The 20,767-nt window shown below is 40.1% G+C and carries 27 protein-coding genes; 13 read left to right on the forward strand and 14 right to left on the reverse strand.

Annotated elements, in window-relative coordinates; genetic code table 11:
- Positions 1-72: 72 nt before the first annotated feature.
- From BPOF4_RS05285 to BPOF4_RS05330, 10 genes are all read right to left on the reverse strand, one after another.
- Positions 73-345, reverse strand: coding sequence for an HU family DNA-binding protein (locus tag BPOF4_RS05285; RefSeq protein ID WP_012958047.1), 273 nt, complete (start codon positions 343-345; stop codon positions 73-75).
- Positions 346-638: 293 nt separating this feature from the next.
- Positions 639-1,178, reverse strand: a complete 540-nt coding sequence (gene pssA, locus BPOF4_RS05290) for a CDP-diacylglycerol--serine O-phosphatidyltransferase (RefSeq protein WP_012958048.1) — start codon at positions 1,176-1,178, stop codon at positions 639-641.
- A 530-nt stretch (positions 1,179-1,708) separates the two neighbouring features.
- Positions 1,709-2,170 carry a small multi-drug export protein gene (locus BPOF4_RS05295; protein WP_012958049.1) on the reverse strand — a complete coding sequence of 154 codons (462 nt, stop codon included), beginning with the start codon at positions 2,168-2,170 and terminating at the stop codon, positions 1,709-1,711.
- 153 nt (positions 2,171-2,323) lie between these two features.
- On the reverse strand, positions 2,324-2,683 hold the full coding sequence (gene mnhG, locus BPOF4_RS05300; protein WP_012958050.1) for a monovalent cation/H(+) antiporter subunit G: 360 nt from the start codon (positions 2,681-2,683) through the stop codon (positions 2,324-2,326).
- Positions 2,670-2,945: a Na(+)/H(+) antiporter subunit F1 gene (locus BPOF4_RS05305; RefSeq protein WP_012958051.1), complete on the reverse strand. Its 276-nt coding sequence runs from the start codon at positions 2,943-2,945 to the stop codon at positions 2,670-2,672. Before BPOF4_RS05305 ends, mnhG begins: the two co-directional genes overlap by 14 nt.
- A gap of 1 nt (position 2,946) precedes the next feature.
- Positions 2,947-3,423 (reverse strand): Na+/H+ antiporter subunit E, encoded by a 477-nt coding sequence (locus tag BPOF4_RS05310; RefSeq protein WP_012958052.1) that lies wholly within the window; start codon positions 3,421-3,423, stop codon positions 2,947-2,949.
- A 6-nt stretch (positions 3,424-3,429) separates the two neighbouring features.
- Positions 3,430-4,911 carry a Na+/H+ antiporter subunit D gene (locus BPOF4_RS05315; protein ID WP_012958053.1) on the reverse strand — a complete coding sequence of 494 codons (1,482 nt, stop codon included), beginning with the start codon at positions 4,909-4,911 and terminating at the stop codon, positions 3,430-3,432.
- Complete coding sequence (locus BPOF4_RS05320; protein ID WP_012958054.1) at positions 4,904-5,242, reverse strand: Na(+)/H(+) antiporter subunit C; 339 nt, start codon at positions 5,240-5,242, stop codon at positions 4,904-4,906. Before BPOF4_RS05320 ends, BPOF4_RS05315 begins: the two co-directional genes overlap by 8 nt.
- Positions 5,242-5,676: a Na(+)/H(+) antiporter subunit B gene (locus BPOF4_RS05325; RefSeq protein WP_012958055.1), complete on the reverse strand. Its 435-nt coding sequence runs from the start codon at positions 5,674-5,676 to the stop codon at positions 5,242-5,244. The genes BPOF4_RS05320 and BPOF4_RS05325 overlap by 1 nt, the downstream gene beginning before the upstream one ends.
- Positions 5,673-8,090, reverse strand: a complete 2,418-nt coding sequence (locus BPOF4_RS05330; RefSeq protein WP_012958056.1) for a Na+/H+ antiporter subunit A — start codon at positions 8,088-8,090, stop codon at positions 5,673-5,675. Before BPOF4_RS05330 ends, BPOF4_RS05325 begins: the two co-directional genes overlap by 4 nt.
- Before the next feature lie 335 nt (positions 8,091-8,425).
- Here BPOF4_RS05330 and BPOF4_RS05335 point away from each other — a divergent pair, with 335 nt between their 5' ends.
- Positions 8,426-8,662, forward strand: coding sequence for a hypothetical protein (locus BPOF4_RS05335; RefSeq protein WP_012958057.1), 237 nt, complete (start codon positions 8,426-8,428; stop codon positions 8,660-8,662).
- Between the two features lie 67 nt (positions 8,663-8,729).
- Here the strand turns inward: BPOF4_RS05335 and BPOF4_RS05340 are convergent, their stop codons facing one another.
- Complete coding sequence (locus BPOF4_RS05340; RefSeq protein ID WP_012958058.1) at positions 8,730-8,891, reverse strand: sporulation histidine kinase inhibitor Sda; 162 nt, start codon at positions 8,889-8,891, stop codon at positions 8,730-8,732.
- 538 nt (positions 8,892-9,429) lie between these two features.
- Here BPOF4_RS05340 and BPOF4_RS05345 point away from each other — a divergent pair.
- From BPOF4_RS05345 to BPOF4_RS05385, 9 genes are read left to right on the forward strand one after another with little or no spacing between them, the layout of a single operon-like run.
- Entirely contained in the window at positions 9,430-9,945 is a 516-nt protein-coding gene (locus BPOF4_RS05345) for a YqeG family HAD IIIA-type phosphatase (RefSeq protein WP_012958059.1), read from the forward strand.
- A 2-nt stretch (positions 9,946-9,947) separates the two neighbouring features.
- The gene (gene yqeH, locus BPOF4_RS05350; RefSeq protein WP_012958060.1) at positions 9,948-11,060 is read left to right on the forward strand and encodes a ribosome biogenesis GTPase YqeH; all 1,113 of its coding nucleotides are present in this window, start codon (positions 9,948-9,950) and stop codon (positions 11,058-11,060) included.
- A 22-nt stretch (positions 11,061-11,082) separates the two neighbouring features.
- Positions 11,083-11,919 carry a shikimate dehydrogenase gene (gene aroE / locus BPOF4_RS05355; RefSeq protein WP_012958061.1) on the forward strand — a complete coding sequence of 279 codons (837 nt, stop codon included), beginning with the start codon at positions 11,083-11,085 and terminating at the stop codon, positions 11,917-11,919.
- A gap of 5 nt (positions 11,920-11,924) precedes the next feature.
- The gene (gene yhbY, locus BPOF4_RS05360) at positions 11,925-12,215 is read left to right on the forward strand and encodes a ribosome assembly RNA-binding protein YhbY (RefSeq protein ID WP_012958062.1); all 291 of its coding nucleotides are present in this window, start codon (positions 11,925-11,927) and stop codon (positions 12,213-12,215) included.
- Between the two features lie 26 nt (positions 12,216-12,241).
- Positions 12,242-12,832 (forward strand): nicotinate-nucleotide adenylyltransferase, encoded by a 591-nt coding sequence (locus BPOF4_RS05365; protein WP_041822264.1) that lies wholly within the window; start codon positions 12,242-12,244, stop codon positions 12,830-12,832.
- Positions 12,807-13,382 carry a bis(5'-nucleosyl)-tetraphosphatase (symmetrical) YqeK gene (yqeK, locus tag BPOF4_RS05370; protein WP_012958064.1) on the forward strand — a complete coding sequence of 192 codons (576 nt, stop codon included), beginning with the start codon at positions 12,807-12,809 and terminating at the stop codon, positions 13,380-13,382. The genes BPOF4_RS05365 and yqeK overlap by 26 nt, the downstream gene beginning before the upstream one ends.
- A complete protein-coding gene (gene rsfS, locus BPOF4_RS05375; RefSeq protein ID WP_012958065.1) occupies positions 13,379-13,732 on the forward strand; it encodes a ribosome silencing factor in 354 nt (117 codons plus the stop codon). The genes yqeK and rsfS overlap by 4 nt, the downstream gene beginning before the upstream one ends.
- The gene (locus BPOF4_RS05380; protein WP_012958066.1) at positions 13,732-14,598 is read left to right on the forward strand and encodes a CvfB family protein; all 867 of its coding nucleotides are present in this window, start codon (positions 13,732-13,734) and stop codon (positions 14,596-14,598) included. The genes rsfS and BPOF4_RS05380 overlap by 1 nt, the downstream gene beginning before the upstream one ends.
- On the forward strand, positions 14,595-15,347 hold the full coding sequence (locus BPOF4_RS05385) for a class I SAM-dependent DNA methyltransferase (protein ID WP_012958067.1): 753 nt from the start codon (positions 14,595-14,597) through the stop codon (positions 15,345-15,347). Before BPOF4_RS05380 ends, BPOF4_RS05385 begins: the two co-directional genes overlap by 4 nt.
- A gap of 50 nt (positions 15,348-15,397) precedes the next feature.
- Here BPOF4_RS05385 and comER read toward each other — a convergent pair whose 3' ends face one another.
- Both comER and BPOF4_RS05395 read right to left on the reverse strand, forming a co-directional pair.
- The gene (gene comER, locus BPOF4_RS05390) at positions 15,398-16,234 is read right to left on the reverse strand and encodes a late competence protein ComER (protein WP_012958068.1); all 837 of its coding nucleotides are present in this window, start codon (positions 16,232-16,234) and stop codon (positions 15,398-15,400) included.
- An 87-nt stretch (positions 16,235-16,321) separates the two neighbouring features.
- Entirely contained in the window at positions 16,322-16,579 is a 258-nt protein-coding gene (locus tag BPOF4_RS05395) for a YpbS family protein (protein WP_012958069.1), read from the reverse strand.
- 24 nt (positions 16,580-16,603) lie between these two features.
- On the opposite strand from BPOF4_RS05395, the gene BPOF4_RS05400 reads away from it, so the two are divergent.
- From BPOF4_RS05400 to BPOF4_RS05410, 3 genes are all read left to right on the forward strand, one after another.
- Positions 16,604-17,242 (forward strand): helix-hairpin-helix domain-containing protein, encoded by a 639-nt coding sequence (locus tag BPOF4_RS05400; protein ID WP_238446484.1) that lies wholly within the window; start codon positions 16,604-16,606, stop codon positions 17,240-17,242.
- A 66-nt stretch (positions 17,243-17,308) separates the two neighbouring features.
- On the forward strand, positions 17,309-17,878 hold the full coding sequence (locus BPOF4_RS05405) for a ComE operon protein 2 (RefSeq protein ID WP_012958071.1): 570 nt from the start codon (positions 17,309-17,311) through the stop codon (positions 17,876-17,878).
- A 9-nt stretch (positions 17,879-17,887) separates the two neighbouring features.
- Positions 17,888-20,215 carry a DNA internalization-related competence protein ComEC/Rec2 gene (locus BPOF4_RS05410; RefSeq protein WP_012958072.1) on the forward strand — a complete coding sequence of 776 codons (2,328 nt, stop codon included), beginning with the start codon at positions 17,888-17,890 and terminating at the stop codon, positions 20,213-20,215.
- Positions 20,216-20,274: 59 nt separating this feature from the next.
- On the opposite strand, the gene BPOF4_RS21560 is transcribed toward BPOF4_RS05410, so the two are convergent.
- Complete coding sequence (locus BPOF4_RS21560; protein WP_012958073.1) at positions 20,275-20,412, reverse strand: YqzM family protein; 138 nt, start codon at positions 20,410-20,412, stop codon at positions 20,275-20,277.
- Positions 20,413-20,767: the final 355 nt, after the last annotated feature.

Below are 20,767 nucleotides of genomic sequence, written 5' to 3' on the forward strand. Positions count from 1 at the left end.
ACAATATTAAATGTGTTATAACTCTTTGAAAAAAGCGAAGAGGAGTACTCTTCGCTTTTACTTTTGACGTTATTAGTTTACAGCGTCTTTTAATTGTTTACCTGGCTTAAATGCTGGGTTCTTTGTTGCTGGGATTTCAATTTCTTGGCCAGTTTGCGGGTTACGGCCTTTACGTGCAGAACGCTCACGTACTTCAAAGCTTCCGAAACCTACTAGCTGAACTTTACCACCTTCAACAAGTGCGTTAGTGATGCTGTCAAATACAGCGTCTACTGCTTTAGAAGCATCTTTCTTAGAAAGGTCTGCCTGCTCTGATACTGAATTAATTAGATCTGTTTTGTTCATGAAAAAAACTCCCTTTCATACCTTGTTTTGAAAAACGATAGATAAACTCTTATAGAATGTGAATCTATCTTCGTTTGTTCGATTGGATTTAATAGCTGTCCCAACAAGCTAAAATAACCTGCAACTCAAATTTACTCATTAAACCCCAGTGGTGTCAAGACTTTGGGGGTAAATTCAAGCATTTAAAGTCAATTTTTCCACTCTTTTTGACATTTCGACAGCAAAAAAGCGTAGATTCCCTAATTTTGATACGAAAAAAGCTCAAGCAGTCGCTTTGAGCTTTATCCTTTATTCTACATCTTACGCACTTTAAATGAGCTGACCATAAGCAAGGCAAGGATCATCGTAATGAACATAAAACTATATGCTTCTAGAAATGGAACTAATAGAGATGAAAATGTTAAGATACATCCTGCAGCTGTGATAGGAAGGCCAACAAAGAAGCCATGACTTTCCATTACATTAAAGCGAGCTAAACGTATCGCTCCGCAAATAATAAAGATAATCGCGAAAATGGCCCCGACTGAGCCGAATTCATGTAAAACAGCTTGATGAATCAATAAAGCTGGTGCGACTCCAAAAGAGACAATATCACTCAGTGAGTCTAGTTGTTTTCCAAATTCAGACGTAGATTGAAAGCGTCTTGCTGCTGCTCCGTCAAGTCGGTCACATACTGCTGCAATTGTAATAAATAACAATCCCATTCTAAGTTCGTTTTGCAGAACGAAGATGATTGAGAGAGCACCTAATCCAAGGTTCATAAGTGTTAATATATTTGCAATTTGACCTTTCATTTTCTTCACCGTCTGATCGAGATGTTCTAAAAGGAACATTCACTTCACTCCTTAACGTTAGCTAAACAAATGCTCCTAACGTCCTTTATAAATTAATATCATAACACACTCGAGCCGTTTTCACTAGAGAACGAAGTCGATAAAACAGCACTATTTTTGTCATAATATGGAGGGTTGTTTGATAATAAGATCTGTATATGAATAGTTGGAGAGGGAGGAAATGAAGAAATGTGTTTTTAACAAATAGAGGAGAGGTACCTTTATATAAATACAGAGAGGCTGGGGCAGAGTATTTTGACTTATGGTAATTCAAACATTATACTAATGCGGCCTGTGTATACCGCTTCTGAAATATACTTCGCTTTCCATGGGAAGCTGCTGAGCCTCCTCGGGCTTGGCCCTGTGGGGTCTCAGCTTCGCTTTAGTTCCCATAGGAGTCTCCGTATATTTCATCCGCTAAGTAGTAGTTTTTAGTAAGAAATATAGTGGGTGACTTAAGATCATTTTAATTCATATGACATTCTCTTATCGTTGCCATTTGCCCTTGCCGCTTGATCTCTGTATGGAATCTAATTAGTGAACCAGGTAAATCCATAATAGGTGCCGATAGCAAAAACAAGAATCCAAGCAATTAAGCTTATGGTCATCCACCACGTAGCAGCTTGTTTTTTTGCCCCAAGTGCAAGCGCCATAAGGATCGTTAAATGGGTGCCTAGAATCAGCGGCCCTCCAATGGAAAGGCCGGGAAGACCATAACGGTTCCAGACTCGCTTAGCGCGCTCCTGACGCTTTGTAGGAGGCTTTTCTTCGATTCCTTTCTCCTTACGTCTGCGTGCTCTCCATGCCTCGAATTTTTCATAGAAAATAACGACAAGTAAAACAGTCAGCATGTTACCGACAAACCCAACAATTGATACGAGCACTGGATTTAATCCTCGAATAATTCCGATCGGTATAACGACGATCGCTTCAAGCCATGGCGTAGCCGCCGCTAGAAATACTAATATATACTCCCATAATGATTGAAACATTAAAACCTCCGAGTGATCCTCTTAATAATAGAGCAAGTGTATCATCTGCTCATAAACAAAGCCACTAAAAAAAATACCGCTTGATAAGAGAGGGGGCTGTCCCAAGGCCATTTTATGACCTTAAGGGACAGCCCCCTCATTCCTATTGGAAGCTTAGTTGCTTCCTTTCATTTTCTTCTCATACATCTTCTTTAGGTCATCTTGAGTACTCTTTTCCCATAAAGGCACGCCTACACGATAAGCAGAACGGCCCATCATCATTCCGGCTACAGGAGCAGTTAGGAAAACGAATAAAATCGTTAATAACAGTTTTCCGACAAATTCACCGTGAACGAGGAAGAAGAATAAGAACGTTGCGAGCATAATCGAGATTACACCAAGTGTTGCACTCTTTGTCGCAGCGTGGAGACGGCCGTACACATCAGGGAAACGAATAATCCCGATCGAACCTAACAGGCTAAGAAAGCCGCCAATGAGAACAAAGATACTAATAATTATCTCAACCGCGGTCAAAGACAACACCCCTTTCAATAAATTTAGAAAGCGCAATCGACCCGATAAAGGCAAGAATACTAATGACAAGAACAACTTCTGAGTATGCCAAAGTTTCCTGAAGCATCATAATGACCCCGATGAAGCCTATTAGATTGATGCCAAATGTATCAAGCGCTACGATGCGGTCAGACATCGTAGGGCCGATTAATGTACGGATAAAGCAAACGAACAATGAGATAGACATGACCACTAATACAATCATTAAAATGGATTGGAACATATTATTTGGTCACCTCCAAAATAGCACGTTCAAATGTATCGTGAATATCACGGATCATTTTCTCTTTATTAGGAACATCAATCGCATGGATGTAGATGTATTTATTATCATCTGAGAAATCCATCGATAGTGTACCTGGAGTAAGAGAGATAAGAGATGCTAGAAGACTTAACTCCCAGTCTGTTTTTAATTTAGTAGGCACAGCTACAATTCCAGGTTGGATATTCATTTTAGGACTTAACACAATCTTAATCACGTCTATATTGGCTAATATAAGTTCTTTAAAGAATAAACTAATTAACTTAATAATAGCCCATATGCGGCGCATGTAAAAATCAAAACGCAGAAAACGTCTTAAAACGAATAAGATGAAAATCCCAACAACATATCCAATTAAGAAGTCGACAGCTGTATAGCTATTTTGAAAGTTAACCCAGATAACCGCAATGACAAGGTTTAATAATATTTGAAAAGCCATTAGCATCTACTCCTTAAGTACAGATTCGATATAAATCGTTGGGTCTAGAATTTGATCAGCCACTTGCAGTGAATATTGGAAAATTGGCTCGGCTGCGAAACCAAGGATAATAGTTAAAGCGACTAGTGGAACAATTGGCAGTAAGAGTTTACCCACTTTAAAGTTTGCTTGTTCTTCAGTGTGCTTTTGTTCCCCCCAGAAAGCATAAATGAAAATCTTCATCATTGAGAACAATGTTAGAAGCCCAACCGCAAGAGCGACGGCTGCAATAATGTAGTTCTCGTTCAAGAATGCTGCTAAAATAAGCGCAAATTTACTGAAGAATCCACTAAGCGGCGGGATACCAGCTAAGGATATGGCTGAAATAAAGAACATCCATGCAAGCCACGGATGCGTCTTAAGCAAGCCGCCCATTTTCTTTAAATCGGTTGTTCCGGTAATTCTTTGTGTTGCCCCTGCAAATAAGAAGAGGGCTGCTTTTACGATAATGTGGTGGGCGATATAGTATATCGCACCGGCAATGGCTAGCTGCGTGTAAATACCAAGACCCATCACCATGTAACCAACCTGACTAATAATGTGATATGAAAGGATCCTCTTAAAGTCAAACTGTGAAACGGCTCCAAGGACACCAAAGAACATCGTGAGACCGGCCAAAATTAAAATTAACGTGTGGGTAAAACCAGGGTCATGATTGAAGATGAGGGTGAATGTACGCATAATTGCATATATACCAACCTTCGTTAACAAGCCCCCGAATAATGCGGCAATTGCTGCTGGTGGTCCAAAGTAAGAACGTGGAAGCCAGAAGTAAAGGGGGAAGAGACCGCCCTTCATTGCAAATACAACTAAGAAAATAACCGCAATAACGTTTAATACACCCGTTTGTTCGAGCTCTCCCACTTTGACGGCTAAATCAGCCATATTAAGTGTTCCTGTAATTGAATATATATAGGCCACACCTACAATAAACAAAATGGAGGCAAAAACATTAATGACTACATATTTCAATGATTCGCGAAGTTGATACTTTGTCCCACCTAATACAATTAAAATGTAAGACGCAATCAGCATAACCTCGAAGAATACGAATAGATTAAATAAGTCTCCTGTTAAAAATGCACCGTTTACCCCAGCTAGTAGGAAAAAGTAGAACGGATAAAAATAATATTTTTCACGTTCAGAGGAGATGGTTTGAAAGGCAAAGAATAAACAAACAACTCCTACAATACTTGCAAGGATAACCATCATAGTAGCAAACAGGTCAGCAACTAAGACAATACCAAAAGGTGCTTGCCAGTTACCAAGTTCAAGTACAGTGATCCCATTTTGATAAACATCAACCGCAAGGTAAATGGATACTAAAAGCATGCCTACAACAGCAAAACCGCTGATTACGCGCTGTAGGCTGTGATGTTTTGCAAATAAAATAAGAAACGAACCTACAATAAATGGGATTAGAATCGGTAGTATGACTAAGTTATTCATCTGCAGATCCCCTTAATTGGTCTAAATCATCTGTTTTATGCTCTTTGTATGTGCGGTATGCAAGCACAAGTAAGAATGAAGTGACCCCAAAACTAATAACAATTGCTGTCAAAATCAATGCTTGTGGCAACGGGTCAGAATAAGTTGTTGCCTCAAGATGTAATAGTGGCGGTGCGCCTCTTTGTAAACCTGCCATTGTTAACAGCAGGAGATGTGCTCCGTGTGAGAGCAGGATGAGCCCTACAACCACACGCAGCAAGCTTTTGGTAAGTATTAAATAGGTTCCGACCATAAAGAGGACACCAGCAGTGATGGACATTAAAATTTCCATTACATATCATCCTCCGCTATCGTAAGAATTATCGTTAATGCAATTCCGATAACAACTAAGTAGATTCCAAGGTCAAATGGAAGGGCTGTTGTCAACTCAGTTTCACCAAGAATCGGAATTTGATAGTATTCAAAATATTGAGTAAGGTACGGGTCTCCAACTAACAAACCCCCAAATCCTGTAAAGATCGCAATCAACAATCCGAAGGCAATCATTTTGGTGAAATCAAATGGGATTGCTTTCTTGATGCTCCTCATATCAAATCCAAGATACATTAACAGCAGGGCGCTTGCCGTCATTAACCCCCCAATAAATCCTCCTCCGGGATTATTATGCCCGGCGAAGAATAGGTAGACAGAAAATGCCAGGATGATGAACGTCACAACACGTGTGAGTGTATGAAGAAGCACATCATTTGATTTTAAATTCTTCACACATCTTCCCTCCCTGTCATACGTAGCTTAATTAATGCAATAACACCTAATGCAGCAATTCCAAGGACAAGAACTTCTAGCATCGTATCAAGGCCACGGAAGTCAACAAGGATGACGTTAACCATGTTGTATCCACCAGCAAGTTCCTTAGAGTTCTCTATAAAGAATTGTGAAATAGGCTCAATTCCTGCTTCATTACCAAGCGCAAGAGAACTTAGGGCAATTGCTGTAATAAAGAAACCTACTCCAATAGATATTATTAGGTTCAGTACGTTAAAGCGCGGCTTGAACTCTTCTTTACGAAGTTCTGGTAAGTGGTAGAATGCAAGCATTAAAAGCAGTACTGTAACTGTTTCAATAAGCAGTTGTGTTAAGGCTAAGTCAGGTGCACGGAACACAACAAAAAGCAATGCTAATAAGAAACCAATCACACCCACTACAACCACTGCGGTAATCCGCTTGTTTATAAACGGAATAGATAATGTTGCTACAATAAATACGATTGTGATGACCCAAATGTATGGAGCTATTTCTGTCACATTTGTTGTATCTATCGCAAATGCATCATATCTGAACATCGTGTAGCCAAGAAGAAGAATCATAAACACAATCATATAGGCAAAATAATCACGTAATAGACCTGTCATTTGGATTCTTGTTACAAACTGAGAACCTGTAATGACTCCGCTTAGAGAACTATCATAGAACCAGTTAAGCGGGTCGCGCTCTTTCATATAGAAGGCCGCTTTTGCCCAGTTTTTCATCATTAAGAATAAGATGATCCCAGCTGCTACAACACCCATCGTCATAAACAGCTCAGCATTAAAGCCGTGCCACATATAAATATTGACATGGAACAGTTCCCCATCGGCAAGTACTGTAGGCAGAACAGCCTGCATTGCAGGTTCAATGATTGTATAAGCTAAGATGTTCGGGAAGAAACCAAAGACGATAACAAGAGAGCCTAGAATAACTGGACTGATCAACATTCCAATTGGAGCCTCATGTACTTTTACGTCATAATTCTCTGGCTTGAATTTCCCTGTAAATGTTTTAAAGAACATGATTAAGCAATACAGGAATGTAAATACAGACGCAATCCAAGCTAGTACAACAATGATGATACCGAATGTTTCCATATTGAAAGCATTCATTTCAGTTGCACGAAGAAGCGCAGTAAAGAACATTTCCTTACTTAAGAACCCGTTAAATGGTGGAAGGCCTGCCATTGAGGCGAGTCCAATTAATGAAACCGTAAATGTGACCGGCATGATGGCCATTAAACCACCAAGCTTACGGATATCACGTGTGCCGGTTTCATGGTCAATAATACCTGCGGTCATAAAAAGACTACCTTTAAAGGTCGCATGATTTATTAAGTGGAAAATCGCAGCCATTATGGCAAACGAATAAAAGGCTGGGTCGACGCTCTCTCCAAAATAAATTGCTGCAGAACCTAACCCTAGTAAAGTCATAATCAGACCGAGCTGACTGACTGTGGAGAAGGCAAGGATTCCTTTTAAGTCTTTTTGTCTGACAGCAGATGTTGAACCCCATAACAGGGTTACGACACCAAATCCGGTTAAGAGCCAGAACCATTCTGCGCTGCCGGCAAACACCGGTGTAAGACGTGCAACAAGATAGATTCCTGCTTTAACCATCGTTGCAGAGTGCAGGTACGCACTAACAGGTGTCGGTGCTTCCATCGCATCTGGCAGCCAGATGTGGAATGGGAACTGTGCTGATTTAGTGAATGCACCAAGCAGCACTAAAATCATAGCTGGTAAAAACAATTCGCTTGATGTGACAAGATCTACATTTTCAATGATGCCGCGAATACTGAATGTGCCAGTCATGACATACAGCAATGAAAAACCACCGAGCATAGCAAATCCGCCAAAAACGGTAATCAACATTGATTTTTGAGCACCGTATGTAGATTTTTCACGGTGGAACCAATAACTAATTAAAAGCGATGAAGCTAAACTAGTTAATTCCCAAAATACATAAAGAACAATTAAGTTATCTGATAAGACAACTCCGAGCATTGCCCCCATGAACATGAGAAGATACACATAGAAATTGTTCAAGCTTTCGGTCTTTTTTGATAAATAAAAGATCGAATAGAGGATAACCAATGTTCCAATACCGGTAATCAATAGGGCAAACAAGAGACTCAACCCGTCTACAAAGACAGTAAAGTTAATTCCGAGGGATGGGACCCAGGGAATCGTGTGCTCAACAACCCCTCCAGTTGAGGTTATCGAGAGGTATTGAATGAAATAAATAAATAGTACAAGCGGGAGTACTAATACAAACCAGCCTGTGTGAATCCGTCTAGCGTATTTGTACAGAAATGGGATCAAAATAGCTAATAAAAAAGGCGAAATCGTAGCCCAATGTAATACGGTCAAATCACATACCTCCTTAAATGGTTATTAGTAGAATTGGTTGGGCCCTATGTATTTATCCTCTTATCCGTATTTGAAAACCGAACAATTCATAGACTATGTAGAATTATAACCTAATTTAAAAATGCTTGCATCCTTACAGCTTTTAGCTTCACCCACTTTTAACGAAATTATTAAATATGAAGAAAGACGAAAAATTTAAGCAAAATTTTTTTGTGTGATCGTGTTTATTAGTGTGAACCCAGTATATCTTTTTCCAAATTCAGTGTTTGATGTATAATTTTTGTGTGAAGAAGCTAACCTATTAGTAAACAAGCGAATAGGGAATGGTGATTAAAGTGTCTACTAAAAATAAAAGCATCATTAGTTTGGTCATCTTTGCATCTATTTTGGTAGCAGGCTTTTTTGCTGATGGATTTAATGAGGAGATGACTCATAATCGTATACAAGAAATTCCAGGTCAATATGGTGTTCAAGAATACCGTGAAGAGGCACAAACATTTGGGCCGAGAGAGTATCTTCGTGTCATTCAAACACGAAATTGGCTAAACGAAGAAGGAGAGCTTCCTGAGTAGGAAGCTCTCCTTTTATTGTGGTGTGTATATTAAGCATAATCTTGGGCGTTCGTACTTCTGTATTGTCTTAAGGTGTGTAGGTTTTAAGCTTAAATGAAAGCTTAATTTTGTCTGATAATGAACGTCTGCTGATTTCTATACGAATTAATTCAATAAAATCAGGGCTTAGGTCAAGTTCGATTGCTTTGTAATACGTTTCAATTAAAAGTTCATCAGATAAGTTATTCATCTCCTTCTCACCGCTGCTGCAGTGAGTTCACCTCCTTAGACATGTAGTAGTCAATCGATCATTTATCAAGGTTGTCTCATCAAGTTTGTTCTATATAAAAGAAAGTTTGCATAGTATGTAGGTTCTTAGTCTGTAAGCTGTATATACAGTTATGCTTGTCTGTACCTAAATATTACCACGTCTTCTAAAAGAGAACAATCGTTCTGTTTATCCACATTTAGCGGTGGATAAGTTGTGGGTTAATTGTTTATTAGTGGAAATAAACCTTATAATTAGTAGGGGGATAAGTGTATAACGTTATCCACAGTGTAGAGGTATGGCGTAATTTGTCGAAAAGTTTTTTATGTTTTTATAATCAGTGGAAAGGGTTATTAAATTAAATAAAGGAAATGCGTTGAAAATTTTCAAATGTGACGGTATAGTTATGGTTTGACTACGTTTATAAATGGAAAAGTTTGCCCTGATCTGTTTAGGTATGCAAAGAGTTATATGGATAGAACATAAAAATAGCGATGTTGCTTGTTAATGAGGTGAAGTCATGCTAAAGAACCTATTACCGAATAAGTACGTAAAAAGTATTTTTGAAATTAACCTTGAAGAATTAAAGGAAGCTGGCATCAAAGGCGTGATTACAGACCTGGATAATACGCTTGTTGAGTGGGATCGTCCTGAAGCAACACCCGAAGTAAGAGAATGGTTTAAGAAGCTTCAAGAATATGGCATGAACGTTACGATTGTCTCAAATAATAACAGAAGAAGAGTTTCAGTATTTGCTGACCCCGAAGAAGTCGTATTTATTCATAATGCGAGAAAGCCAATGCGCCGAGCATTTAGACAAGCTTGTCATCAAATGGATCTTCAGCCTGAGGAGACCGTTGTTGTTGGTGATCAAATTTTTACGGATGTTCTTGGCGGAAACAGAGCTGGCCTGCAAACGATCTTGGTTGTGCCAGTAGCGAAAACGGATGGTTTGGCCACAAAATTAAATCGCAGGATGGAACGTGTCGTATTAAATTGGATGCGAAAACGTGGAATGATTCAATGGGAGGAGTAAATATGGAAGAACAAACGATCACATGTGCTGGCTGTGGTGTACAGATTCAGACAGAAGATAAAAACGAGACAGGTTATGCACCTAAATCCGCACTAGAGCGAGAGGTTATTATTTGTCAACGCTGCTTTAGGTTAAAGCATTATAATGAAGTACAAGATGTTTCATTAACAGATGATGATTTTCTGAAGTTGTTAAATACATTAGGACATACAGATTCTCTAATTGTAAAAGTGGTAGACATCTTTGATTTTAATGGAAGCTGGCTGCCTGGTCTGCACAGGTTTGTAGGGAATAATGATGTCTTGCTAGTTGGAAACAAAGTGGATCTACTGCCTAAATCCTTAAAAAGAAACCGTCTCATTAACTGGATGAAGAAATCTGCTAAGGAAAACGGCCTCAAGCCTGTTGATGTTCTTCTAATGAGTGCAGAAAAGGGTGAAGGGGTACTAGATATTGCATCTGAGATAGACCGCCTGCGTGATGGACGAGATGTCTATGTCGTTGGATGCACGAACGTAGGAAAGTCTACATTTATTAACCGGATTATTAAAGAATTCGGAGGTGATACCGAACAGTTAATCACAACATCTCATTTCCCAGGGACGACACTCGATATGATTGATATCCCGCTTGATGATGGGTCAGCGCTCTATGATACGCCAGGTATTATAAATCATCATCAAATGGCTCACTTTGTTGATAAGAAAGAGCTTAAGCAAATTACACCTAAAAAAGAAATTAAACCGATGGTGTTTCAATTAAATGAAGGACAAACGCTTTATTTTGGAGGAATGGCTCGTTTTGATTTTGTAGCAGGTGAGCGGTCATCTTTTACATGCTTCACTTCTAATGACTTAAACATTCACCGGACAAAAAGAGAGAAAGCAGAGGAACTTTATCAAAACCACCTTGGTGAATTATTAACGCCGCCAGGAAAAGAAAGCATGGTTGATTTTCCCCCGCTTGTAAAGCATGAGTTCACCATTAAAGATACCAAAAGTGATATTGTTATCTCTGGGCTTGGTTGGATAACAGTCAATGATCGAAATGTAAAAGTAGAGGCTTATGCACCTAAGGGCGTAGGTGTATCCATTCGTGATTCGATTATCTCGTAATAGATAGAGAGGAGCACTAAACATGGGGAAACGTTTTGGGTTGATCGGTCATCCTGTGGCACACTCGATGTCACCGCAGATGCATAATGATGCTTTTAGGGCCTGTGAAATTGATGCGGATTATGAGGCGATAGATGTGGAAGCAGGAGACCTTGAAGAAGTGATGGAAAAGATCCGCATCGGTGTATTAGACGGTGTGAATGTTACGATCCCGCATAAAGTAGCGATCATGAGCTTCATAGACGAGATTGACCGTGAAGCCGAAAGGATCGGAGCCGTTAATACCATTGTCAGGAACAACGGGAAGCTTGTTGGTTATAATACGGATGGCGCTGGTTATATGCAGTCGATTGAGCCTTATTTGCCTTCAAACCTTCACGATATAAACGTATTAGTGATTGGAGCGGGGGGAGCTGCACGAGCAGTTTGTGCTTCCTTTTTAGGTGCAGGTGTGTCAAGTCTCGTTGTTGCTAATCGAACAAAAGAAAAAGCGGATACTCTTTTGAATCTTATTTCAACTAAACAGGATCAAACGAACGCCATGACACTTAGTGAAGCTGAGAAGGGATTAGAGAGGTTCGACATCATTGTAAATACAACATCTGTCGGAATGAGCCCTTACACTGAACAAAAGCCGATCTCTCTTACGAAGTTGAAAGATAAAGCGATAGTGAGTGACTTAATCTATAATCCGCTAGAAACAGCTTTCTTAAAGGAAGCTGCAGAACGCGGGGCAATAACAGTAAATGGAGTGGGGATGTTTGTAAATCAGGGTGCTCTGTCATTTGAATATTGGACAGGCATCAAGCCAGACCGGAAACGAATGACAAACATTGTACTCAAAACACTTGGAGGGTAAAAACTATGTTAACAGGAAAGCAAAAACGTTTCTTAAGATCAAAAGCACATCACTTAACACCAATCTTTCAGGTTGGAAAAGGTGGCGTAAATGAAAATATGATTGAGCAGATTGATGATGTACTAGAAGCAAGAGAATTAATTAAAGTCAGTGTGCTGCAAAATTGCGAATTCGATAAAGACGAGGTAGCAAAGGAATTATCAGAAGGGGCAAAAGCAGAACTTGTTCAGGTAATAGGAAGTACCATTGTTCTTTATAAAGAATCAAAAGAAAATAAAGAAATTATTCTTCCGTAATCCTGCAGGGGTCAAAGGAGGCAGGGATGATGAGAGTTGGATTGTTTGGCGGGACATTTGATCCGCCTCATCTTGGACATATGATGCTAGCTGAGCATACCAGAGTGGAGTGTGAGCTTGATCAAGTTTGGTTCATCCCAGCATCTACTCCGCCTCACAAAAAGCGTCCAGATATGTCCTCTATAGAGGAAAGGCTTGAATTGGTAACAGTTGCGACCAGGAGCAACCCACATTTTTATGTTTCTACAATAGAGAGAGATCGAGGCGGCCGTTCATATACGATTGATACGGTAAAGCAATTGAAAGAACAGTATCCAGATTATACGTTCTTTTTTATTATCGGCGGGGATATGGTGGAGTCTCTTCCAAGCTGGGCTGGGATTGAGGATCTAATAAACCTTATTACGTTTATTGGGGTGAATAGGCCTGGATATTCTCCTTCCCCTGTATATAAGGATCATCTCCACCATATTCATTTTCCACAAATCGATCTTTCTTCCACCGACATACGACAAAGAGTAAGAGAAGGTAAATCGATACGCTATTTCGTTCAAGAGGAAGTAGCAGTTATGATAAGGGAGAGTAAGTTGTATGGAGAGGGAGACGGCACTAAATAAAGTTAAGCCTCATTTAACCGAACACCGCTATCAACATACTCTTGGTGTTGTTGAAACGGCGATTTTACTGGCAGAAAGATATGGTGCAGACCAGAAGAAAGCGGAACTTGCAGCTATTTTTCATGATTATGCAAAATTTCGAGACAAACAAGAAATGAGAGACCTCATCCAGTCAACTTTAAAAGAAAAAGATGTATTAGGTTATGGAGATGAGTTACTTCATGCCCCGTGTGGTGCATACTATGTAAAAGAGGAAGTCGGGATCTCAGATGAAGATGTCTTAAATGCGATCCGGTACCACACAACAGGCAAGCCTGATATGACCTTGCTTGAAAAGGTTGTTTTCCTAGCTGATTATATTGAACCGGGAAGACAATTCAAGGGAGTTGCTGAGGTTAGGGAGCTAAGTGAAAAGGATTTAGATGAAGCGATCATTAAATCACTTGAAAATACGATTACTTTTCTAATGAAAAGAAGACAGCCTGTGTATCCTGACACATTAAACACATACAATCAATTAATTAAAACGAAAAGGGGTTTGAATAAATGAGTGAATCAAGATTATTAACACTTGCCATTAATGCAATTGATGATAAACGTGCTGAGAATATTGTTGGATTAAATATGAAGGGGATTTCACTGATAGCAGATTATTTCGTGATCTGCCATGGTAATTCCGAAAAGCAGGTACAAGCTATTGCTCATGAACTTAAAAAAGTGGCACAAGAAGAAGGAATTGAAATTAAACGTCTTGAAGGATTCGATCAAGCGCGCTGGATTTTAGTTGACCTCGGAGATGTTGTGGTCCACATCTTCCATAAAGATGAACGTACGTACTATAACTTAGAGAAACTATGGGGAGATGCTCCAACCATTGAAATTGAAAGGGTCTTAAGTTAATGGAATTAAAACCTGGCTATACCGTGACACTGAAAGTAGCTCGTCAGGCAAAGTTTGGGTATTTTTTAAGTGATGGCAATACGGATATTCTTCTTCATCAAAATGATATAGAAGGTGAAGAAGAACTAGAAATTGGATCAAACATTGAGGTCTTCTTGTATCACGATCATGAAAAACGCTTATCCGCAACAATGAAACAACCGATTGTACAAGGCGAGGGATTTGCTTGGCTGAAAGTAGTCTCGATTAAAACGGGGCATGGTGTCTTCTTATATAATGGAATATCTCGCGATTTATTCTTATCAATGGATGAATTGCCAACTGACCGTAATTTATGGCCAAAGCCTGACGATGTTCTTCCTGTGTCCTATACATGGGATAAGAAAGGGCGCTTAATGGCACGTCTTGTAAAAGGTCAACCGATTGAAGAACAATCGAAAAAAGCATCTGAGATCCTCATGAATAAAGAAGTAAAAGGCCGTGTCTATCATTATCTTGATGAGGGAGCAGCCATATTCACGGAAGAAGGGTATTTAGCTTACCTTCACGATAATGAAATGTCAAGAGAGCCTCGTTACGGGGAGGAAGTAACCGTTCGTGTTATCTATGTGCGTGAAGACGGTCGTCTGAATGTCACGATGCACCCCCTTCGCTCGGAGCGTCAAGAAGATGATGCCACTAAGCTTGTTCGCTACATGGAAGAGCGCGGCGGTCAGATGCCTTATTGGGACAAGTCTCAGCCGGAAGACATTAAACACCGCTTTAACATAAGTAAGGCAGCATTTAAGCGTGCACTTGGTAAGCTTCTAAAAGAAGGAAAAGTTGAGCAGTGCGATGGCTGGACGTATTTAAAGGAGAAAAAATGAATTATCAAGTTTTTGCTGCTCTGTATGATCAGTTGATGGCTGATGCACCGTACGATGAGTGGCTTTCTTTTACAAAAAAAACACTAGGTGTTGATTATTTAGAAGGAATTCAGATCCTAGATGTCGGGTGCGGTACAGGAGAGCTTCTTCTTTCGATGCTTGATGAGGGTGCTGATGTTACTGGGGTAGATTTATCAAGTGAGATGCTCGTTGTTGCACGAGATAAATGTATGAAAAAAGGAGTTTCCCCGCTCCTGATCCATCAGGATATGCGAAAGCTCGGTGATCTAGGTCAATATGATGTGGCAACGATCTTTTGCGATTCGCTAAATTATTTAGAGACGCCTGATGATGTTAAAGCAGCCCTCCATTCTGTGTCACAAAATGTGGTGGATAACGGCTGGCTTTTATTTGATGTCCACTCGATTTCAAAAATTGAGGATGAATTCGTTGGTCAAACGTTTGCAGATTCTGAGGAAGAGATTTCATATATCTGGCATTCTTTTCCTGGTGAGTATCAGAATAGTGTAGAGCATGAACTCACTTTTTTTGTTAAGCAAGAAAACGGCTTATATGAAAGATATGAAGAGCTTCATAAACAACGTACCTATTCAGTAGAAGAGTACACGACATGGCTTCTTGAGGCTGGTTTTGAGGTCGAAGCGGTGACTGCCGACTTTTCATCAGAGATCCCTTCAGAAGAAAGCATGAGAATTTTCTTTGCTGCGCGAAAGAAAAAAAGAGGATAATGTGAATTAATGTCGAAAAAAACAGGGGAAGCAATGCTTTCCCCTGTTTTTTATTTATTTGTCGCTTGGTTTGTGAAGGCTTCAAGTATTTTCTTTTGTTCGTGATAGTATTTTGCATGAGTTTGCTGAAATAAATGGTCGAACATATGACCAACTTCCTGTTCGAGTACTTTAATCCCTTCTCCGGTAATTCCCCCTGGCACACAAACTCGTTCTTGTAAGGTAGGTAAGGTATAGTGTCCTTGCTCTAACAGGCGGCCCATACCTATGATCATATTTGTCGCAAGAGTAGTGGCGTCTTCTTTAGATATCTCTGTTTGTCTCACAGCCCCGTCAATAAACTGTTGTAATAAATAACTGAAAAAAGCCGGCCCGCAGCTTACGATATCTGAAGATACCCGAGTAATGTTTTCCTCAATTTCAAGTGGTTCTGAGAAATGACTCATAAAGGCATGCACTTGTTTTTGGTCTTCGGTGGTGCAGCGCTTGCCGTAGCTGATCAGTGTAGAACCTGCTGAGGCACGGTTAAGAATGGTCGGTATAATACGGGCTACTTTACAGTCAACTTTACTCTCAAGCAATTCTACAGAGATTGGACTCGTAATAGAGATGCATAATTGCTTTTGTGTACAGACCGGAGCTATTTCATCAATCACACATGCAAACTGAAGCGGCTTGACACAGACAAAAAAATAATCAGAGCGTTTGACTGCTTCAGCGATTGTATCTGCTACATGAATGGCAGGGTACGCCTCTTTTGCTTTTAAGGCTTTTTCTTTTGTACGATTGATTACAGTTATATCTTTCTCTTTTATTACTCCGGAATCAAGAAATGACTCAAGTAAAATCGTCCCCATACTGCCAAGCCCAATGATTCCAACCCTCATCTGAAAATCCCCTCCTTCTCCAAAACGTCCCAAAACGATATCGTTATCACAAGCGTATGAAGAAGGCAGGGTAAGTATGTGTCTTTATTATTTGGATTTATTTATGTATTCTCGTACCATATCGGTCGTTACTTCTTTTCTAGGAGGGAAGTAAAAGTCTTGAGCAATTTGATTCATCTCCTTTGTAATCGCATTTACTTCATTCAGCGAAATATGTAAACCTTTCTTAGCGTCTTCTACTACCCGGTCGATGGCCGCCTCTCTTTTCTCATCTAATGCTAGAAATTCCTTTTGTGCTCTGCGATGGTTTGTTACTTGCTCAGCAATTTGTAAATGTACGCTCATTTTAGTGTCTTCCTTTCTAATAACATGATGGAGGTTATTCTTTTGATTGCTAATTGGCCAAAACATATTGTAGCGGTTATTTTAACAGGCATTGCTCTAATTGTAAGTGTAGTGTTATTTCTGCATTTTAGCAATATAGGGGAGGAGGAAATAGAAGAAATGAATTGGAATTTTGCTGAAGAGCTTGAAGAAGATAAGCCAGAAATAGAAGCGGCAGCTGACCCTGGCGTTGTGACCGTTGATATGAAGGGTGCAGTTATGAGACCAGGAGTGTATCAATTACATGAAGGGAGCAGAGTATTTGAAGCGATTGAATCAGCAGGAGGGCTGCTGCCTGACGCGTTTGGTGACGGTATTAATTTAGCCCAGCTTTTAGTTGATGAAATGGTCATTTATGTTCCTTATTTAGGGGAAGAAGAGATTCCTTTAACGATGGGAGCAGAAACACAAAGTTCGAACGCAGCTGGCGCTAAAATCTCCTTAAATAAAGCGAGCCAAGCGGAGCTCGAAACATTGCCTGGAATCGGACCGGCAAAAGCAGAAGCTATTCTCAGTTACAGGGAAGAACAAGGAGCTTTTCAGAGTGTAGAAGAGCTGATGAATGTATCAGGTATAGGGCCTAAGTCATTTGAGAAGCTTCAAGAATTAGTGACGGTACAATAAGTCATTGACTTCCTTTGTATCTGTTCTCTACACTAGTAGTGGCTACTATGCAAGGGGAGTGAAGAGATGGAACGTATATCATGGGATCAATATTTTATGGCTCAAAGTCATTTATTAGCATTAAGAAGCGCGTGCACCCGCCTAATGGTCGGTGCCACGATTGTAAGAGAAAAACGGATTATTGCAGGGGGGTATAATGGATCGGTTAGTGGCAGTGATCATTGCATTGATCAGGGGTGTTATGTTGTAGATCATCATTGTATCCGGACAATTCACGCAGAAGTAAATGCATTATTGCAATGTGCAAAATTCGGCGTGCCGACAGAGGGAGCGGAGCTTTATGTTACACATTTCCCTTGTGTGCATTGTACGAAATCCATTATCCAGGCTGGGATTAAAAAAGTATTTTATGCAAGTGATTATAAGAACCATCCATATGCCGTTGAGCTTTTTAAAGAGGCTGGTGTAGAAGTATCACAAGTGGTCCTTGAAAACCCTGTTCTTGATATTCACCAAAATGAAAAACAGGATTTAACAGAAACATTGTTAACCAAATTAAAAAGTCTTGGCATGAATGAGGCTGAATGGGAAGGTCTACGCGCCGAAGTGGATTCTCTATATCCGCCTAAATCATAAGGGGGTTCTATGGTTTATAGTGTGATTGCTGCCATTTCTAGTGTGCTCGGTCTCGTTTTCATCTTAAAAGGGACGAGCCTTTCTTTTTATATTGTCTGTATCGCTCTCCTGCTGTTGTTATGTATGCATGTAAGGTCTATACGAATCAATGGGTTGATTGCTGTAAGTTTCTTTAGTCTTTACGCAGGCATAGGCACACTTGCAGAGGCGCGTCATGTATCGGTTTATTCAGGTGATGAGACAGTTATTGACGCTACTATCCACTCACTTGTTTATGTTGATGGTGATTCATTATCTATGAAGGTAAAAAGCATACAACATGAAATGATCCAAGTTCATGGATTTATTGAAAGTGAGGCCCAACAAGCTTTTCTTCGCACGCTAGCTCCTGGAGACCTTTGTCGCATTGAAGGGAAATTACACTCTCCGCGGTCCCCCACAAATTTTTATCAATTCAATTATAAAACTTTTTTATACGAACAAAACATACACTGGATCATGACGGCGAATCTTTCCTCGCTTACGTGCAGGGCAAGCAGCTCCGGATTTTATTACAAAATGCAAGCATTTAGAAGTAAGCAAATCAAACAAATCTTAGAGGGGTCAGGGGAGAGCTCGGCAGGGATCATCGTTGCTTTAGTATTTGGTGAGAGGGTGTTTGTAGAAGAGGATGTTCTTCGTGCTTATCAATCATTAGGTGTTATACATCTATTGGCGGTCTCTGGTCTGCATGTAGGGTTGGTTGTGTCTGTAATGTTCTTTATGCTGCTGAGGGCAGGAATTACCCGTGAGAGGGCGCTCGAGGCACTTTGTATAAGTTTACCCATCTATATGATTATTGCAGGCGGGGCACCCTCGGTCGTTCGTGCGTCGTTTATGACGATCATTGTACTCTTTTTTTTACGCTTTAAACAAACTGTGCCGCCTCTTATTCCGATTGCGGCTGTATTCCTTCTTTATTTAGCGATAAAACCGTTTGCGTTGTTTCAGTTGGGCTTTCAACTCTCTTTTCTTACCTCGTTTGTTCTTATCCTTTCTGCACCAATCATCATAAATCGCTATTCGCATAATATTGCAAGGTTGGCAGCAGTGACGACACTCGCGCAGCTTGCATCTCTTCCGCTCATTCTCCTTCACTTTTATCAAGCTTCATTGCTTTCTCTTCTTCTTAATCTCATTTATATACCCTTTATATCTTTTATTGTCTTGCCATTAGCCTTTCTAGGCGTGCTTTGTTCATCTATCCTCCCCTCGAATATAAACATTGCTTTTCTGCTTTTAGAAATCACGATTCCTCCTGTACATGAATGGCTGGTTCGTCTTGATGGCCTTTCATTATTTATGGTACGTACAGGTAAACCGAATGCAGTAGCTTTATTTGGCTCCATCCTTTTGTTTACAGCATCCATCCTTTTGTGGGAAGCAGGGAAGAGAGGCTGGTGGAAACTGTTGATCTGCGGTCTTTTGTGGATTGTAATTAGTCAATGGGCAGGTCCTTTTTTAAAAAAGGAGGCCGTGGTGACGATGCTGGATGTTGGCCAAGGAGACAGCTTTATTATTGAGCTTCCGAGACGCCGTGAAGTGTATGTCATTGATGCAGGAGGTACACTGCATTTCGCCAATGAGAAATGGCGTGAGAGAAATTCTACTTATGATGTAGGCCGAGATGTAGTCGTTGATTATTTAAAGGCTAAGGGAATCCGAAAAGTTGATACGTTGATTTTGACGCATGGTCACATGGACCATATAGGAGGAGCTTTTGCGTTAGCAGATGAGGTGCCGATTAAGAAACTTTTATATAGTGCAGGAACGGTAGAAGGAGAGTTTGAACAAGCGTTACTACGGGAATTGTACGAGAGAGGTACTGAGATTCACTTTGTTTCAAAAGGTGATGCTTGGAAAGCTCAATCTTCTCGTTTTATCGTATTGTCTCCATCTGGTGATGAACAAGATTTAAATAACCGGTCTATTGTCCTTTTTGCAGAGATAGAAGGAGTAAAGCTGTTGTTTACAGGTGACCTCGAAGAAGAAGGGGAGAGGGTGTTGATTCAGGCTTTTCCTGATCTTCAAGCTGATATCCTGAAGGTTGGTCATCACGGCAGCAAAACATCAACCACAGAGGCATTTATAACGCAGGTTCAACCAAATATTGGGTTAATTTCAGCAGGACGAAACAATCGCTTTAATCATCCACATCCAGAGGTAACCGAACGCCTTTTTGACCACAACATTCAGGTGATTAGAACGGACCTCGAAGGTGCTGTTCAATTGCATCTATACCAAGAAAAAATGAAGATCATATTTTCCTCATATAAAAAAGCAGAGCAGCAAGATTAACTTGCTCCTCTGCTTATGTACCATTCAGATGGTACCTTTCATGCCTGTGTTTTTTCGGCTTAAAATCCTGAGAATACATCAACAATAGATGCAATGATAAAAATCGTTGCAAAGAAGCCAAAAGAAACAACAAAGGCAACACCAGAATCAATCGCATCATTACGTTTACTTTGTACGTCTTTTTCAAAATGATTCATCTGGCACCCCTCCTTTTTTCAACCTTTAGTATAAGCCAAGCCACCAAAAAAAGCTATATCGATTCCTCAAACAATTATCCTTAATCAAGAAATGTTCAATAATTTGTTCATCTTGAGTTGGATCTGCCTGCATTGTAAAGAGTTGTCACCTATAGTTTGAATCTGCATAGGATATCATAACTAGTGAAAGGCGGTCATGATTATCGTCATGAACGAGGGTACCCGGGATCTCGGATCATGACGTTTATCATAAATGGGGGTTTGGCACATGGGGGCCGGACCCCTTTCTCTTGTTTTCACTAACTAGCTTTGCAAAGTAAATGTACTCAATACACTTACTCAATATTTAACTTGT

Origin of the sequence: Alkalihalophilus pseudofirmus OF4 (assembly GCF_000005825.2) — a bacterium.
GTDB lineage: Bacteria > Bacillota > Bacilli > Bacillales > Bacillaceae_D > Alkalihalophilus > Alkalihalophilus pseudofirmus.

Bases quoted from the DNA above. Each gene is read 5' to 3' on its own strand.
- BPOF4_RS05285 (WP_012958047.1), bottom strand. From the start codon at position 345: ATGAACAAAACAGATCTAATTAATTCAGTATCAGAGCAGGCAGACCTT.
- pssA (WP_012958048.1), bottom strand. From the start codon at position 1,178: ATGTTCCTTTTAGAACATCTCGATCAGACGGTGAAGAAAATGAAAGGT.
- BPOF4_RS05295 (WP_012958049.1), bottom strand. From the start codon at position 2,170: ATGTTTCAATCATTATGGGAGTATATATTAGTATTTCTAGCGGCGGCT.
- BPOF4_RS05305 (WP_012958051.1), bottom strand. From the start codon at position 2,945: ATGTTCCAATCCATTTTAATGATTGTATTAGTGGTCATGTCTATCTCA.
- BPOF4_RS05310 (WP_012958052.1), bottom strand. From the start codon at position 3,423: ATGGCTTTTCAAATATTATTAAACCTTGTCATTGCGGTTATCTGGGTT.
- BPOF4_RS05315 (WP_012958053.1), bottom strand. From the start codon at position 4,911: ATGAATAACTTAGTCATACTACCGATTCTAATCCCATTTATTGTAGGT.
- BPOF4_RS05320 (WP_012958054.1), bottom strand. From the start codon at position 5,242: ATGGAAATTTTAATGTCCATCACTGCTGGTGTCCTCTTTATGGTCGGA.
- BPOF4_RS05340 (WP_012958058.1), bottom strand. From the start codon at position 8,891: ATGAATAACTTATCTGATGAACTTTTAATTGAAACGTATTACAAAGCA.
- BPOF4_RS05345 (WP_012958059.1), top strand. From the start codon at position 9,430: ATGCTAAAGAACCTATTACCGAATAAGTACGTAAAAAGTATTTTTGAA.
- yqeH (WP_012958060.1), top strand. From the start codon at position 9,948: ATGGAAGAACAAACGATCACATGTGCTGGCTGTGGTGTACAGATTCAG.
- aroE (WP_012958061.1), top strand. From the start codon at position 11,083: ATGGGGAAACGTTTTGGGTTGATCGGTCATCCTGTGGCACACTCGATG.
- yhbY (WP_012958062.1), top strand. From the start codon at position 11,925: ATGTTAACAGGAAAGCAAAAACGTTTCTTAAGATCAAAAGCACATCAC.
- BPOF4_RS05365 (WP_041822264.1), top strand. From the start codon at position 12,242: ATGATGAGAGTTGGATTGTTTGGCGGGACATTTGATCCGCCTCATCTT.
- yqeK (WP_012958064.1), top strand. From the start codon at position 12,807: ATGGAGAGGGAGACGGCACTAAATAAAGTTAAGCCTCATTTAACCGAA.
- rsfS (WP_012958065.1), top strand. From the start codon at position 13,379: ATGAGTGAATCAAGATTATTAACACTTGCCATTAATGCAATTGATGAT.
- BPOF4_RS05380 (WP_012958066.1), top strand. From the start codon at position 13,732: ATGGAATTAAAACCTGGCTATACCGTGACACTGAAAGTAGCTCGTCAG.
- BPOF4_RS05385 (WP_012958067.1), top strand. From the start codon at position 14,595: ATGAATTATCAAGTTTTTGCTGCTCTGTATGATCAGTTGATGGCTGAT.
- comER (WP_012958068.1), bottom strand. From the start codon at position 16,234: ATGAGGGTTGGAATCATTGGGCTTGGCAGTATGGGGACGATTTTACTT.
- BPOF4_RS05395 (WP_012958069.1), bottom strand. From the start codon at position 16,579: ATGAGCGTACATTTACAAATTGCTGAGCAAGTAACAAACCATCGCAGA.
- BPOF4_RS05400 (WP_238446484.1), top strand. From the start codon at position 16,604: ATGATGGAGGTTATTCTTTTGATTGCTAATTGGCCAAAACATATTGTA.
- BPOF4_RS05405 (WP_012958071.1), top strand. From the start codon at position 17,309: ATGGAACGTATATCATGGGATCAATATTTTATGGCTCAAAGTCATTTA.
- BPOF4_RS05410 (WP_012958072.1), top strand. From the start codon at position 17,888: ATGGTTTATAGTGTGATTGCTGCCATTTCTAGTGTGCTCGGTCTCGTT.
- BPOF4_RS21560 (WP_012958073.1), bottom strand. From the start codon at position 20,412: ATGAATCATTTTGAAAAAGACGTACAAAGTAAACGTAATGATGCGATT.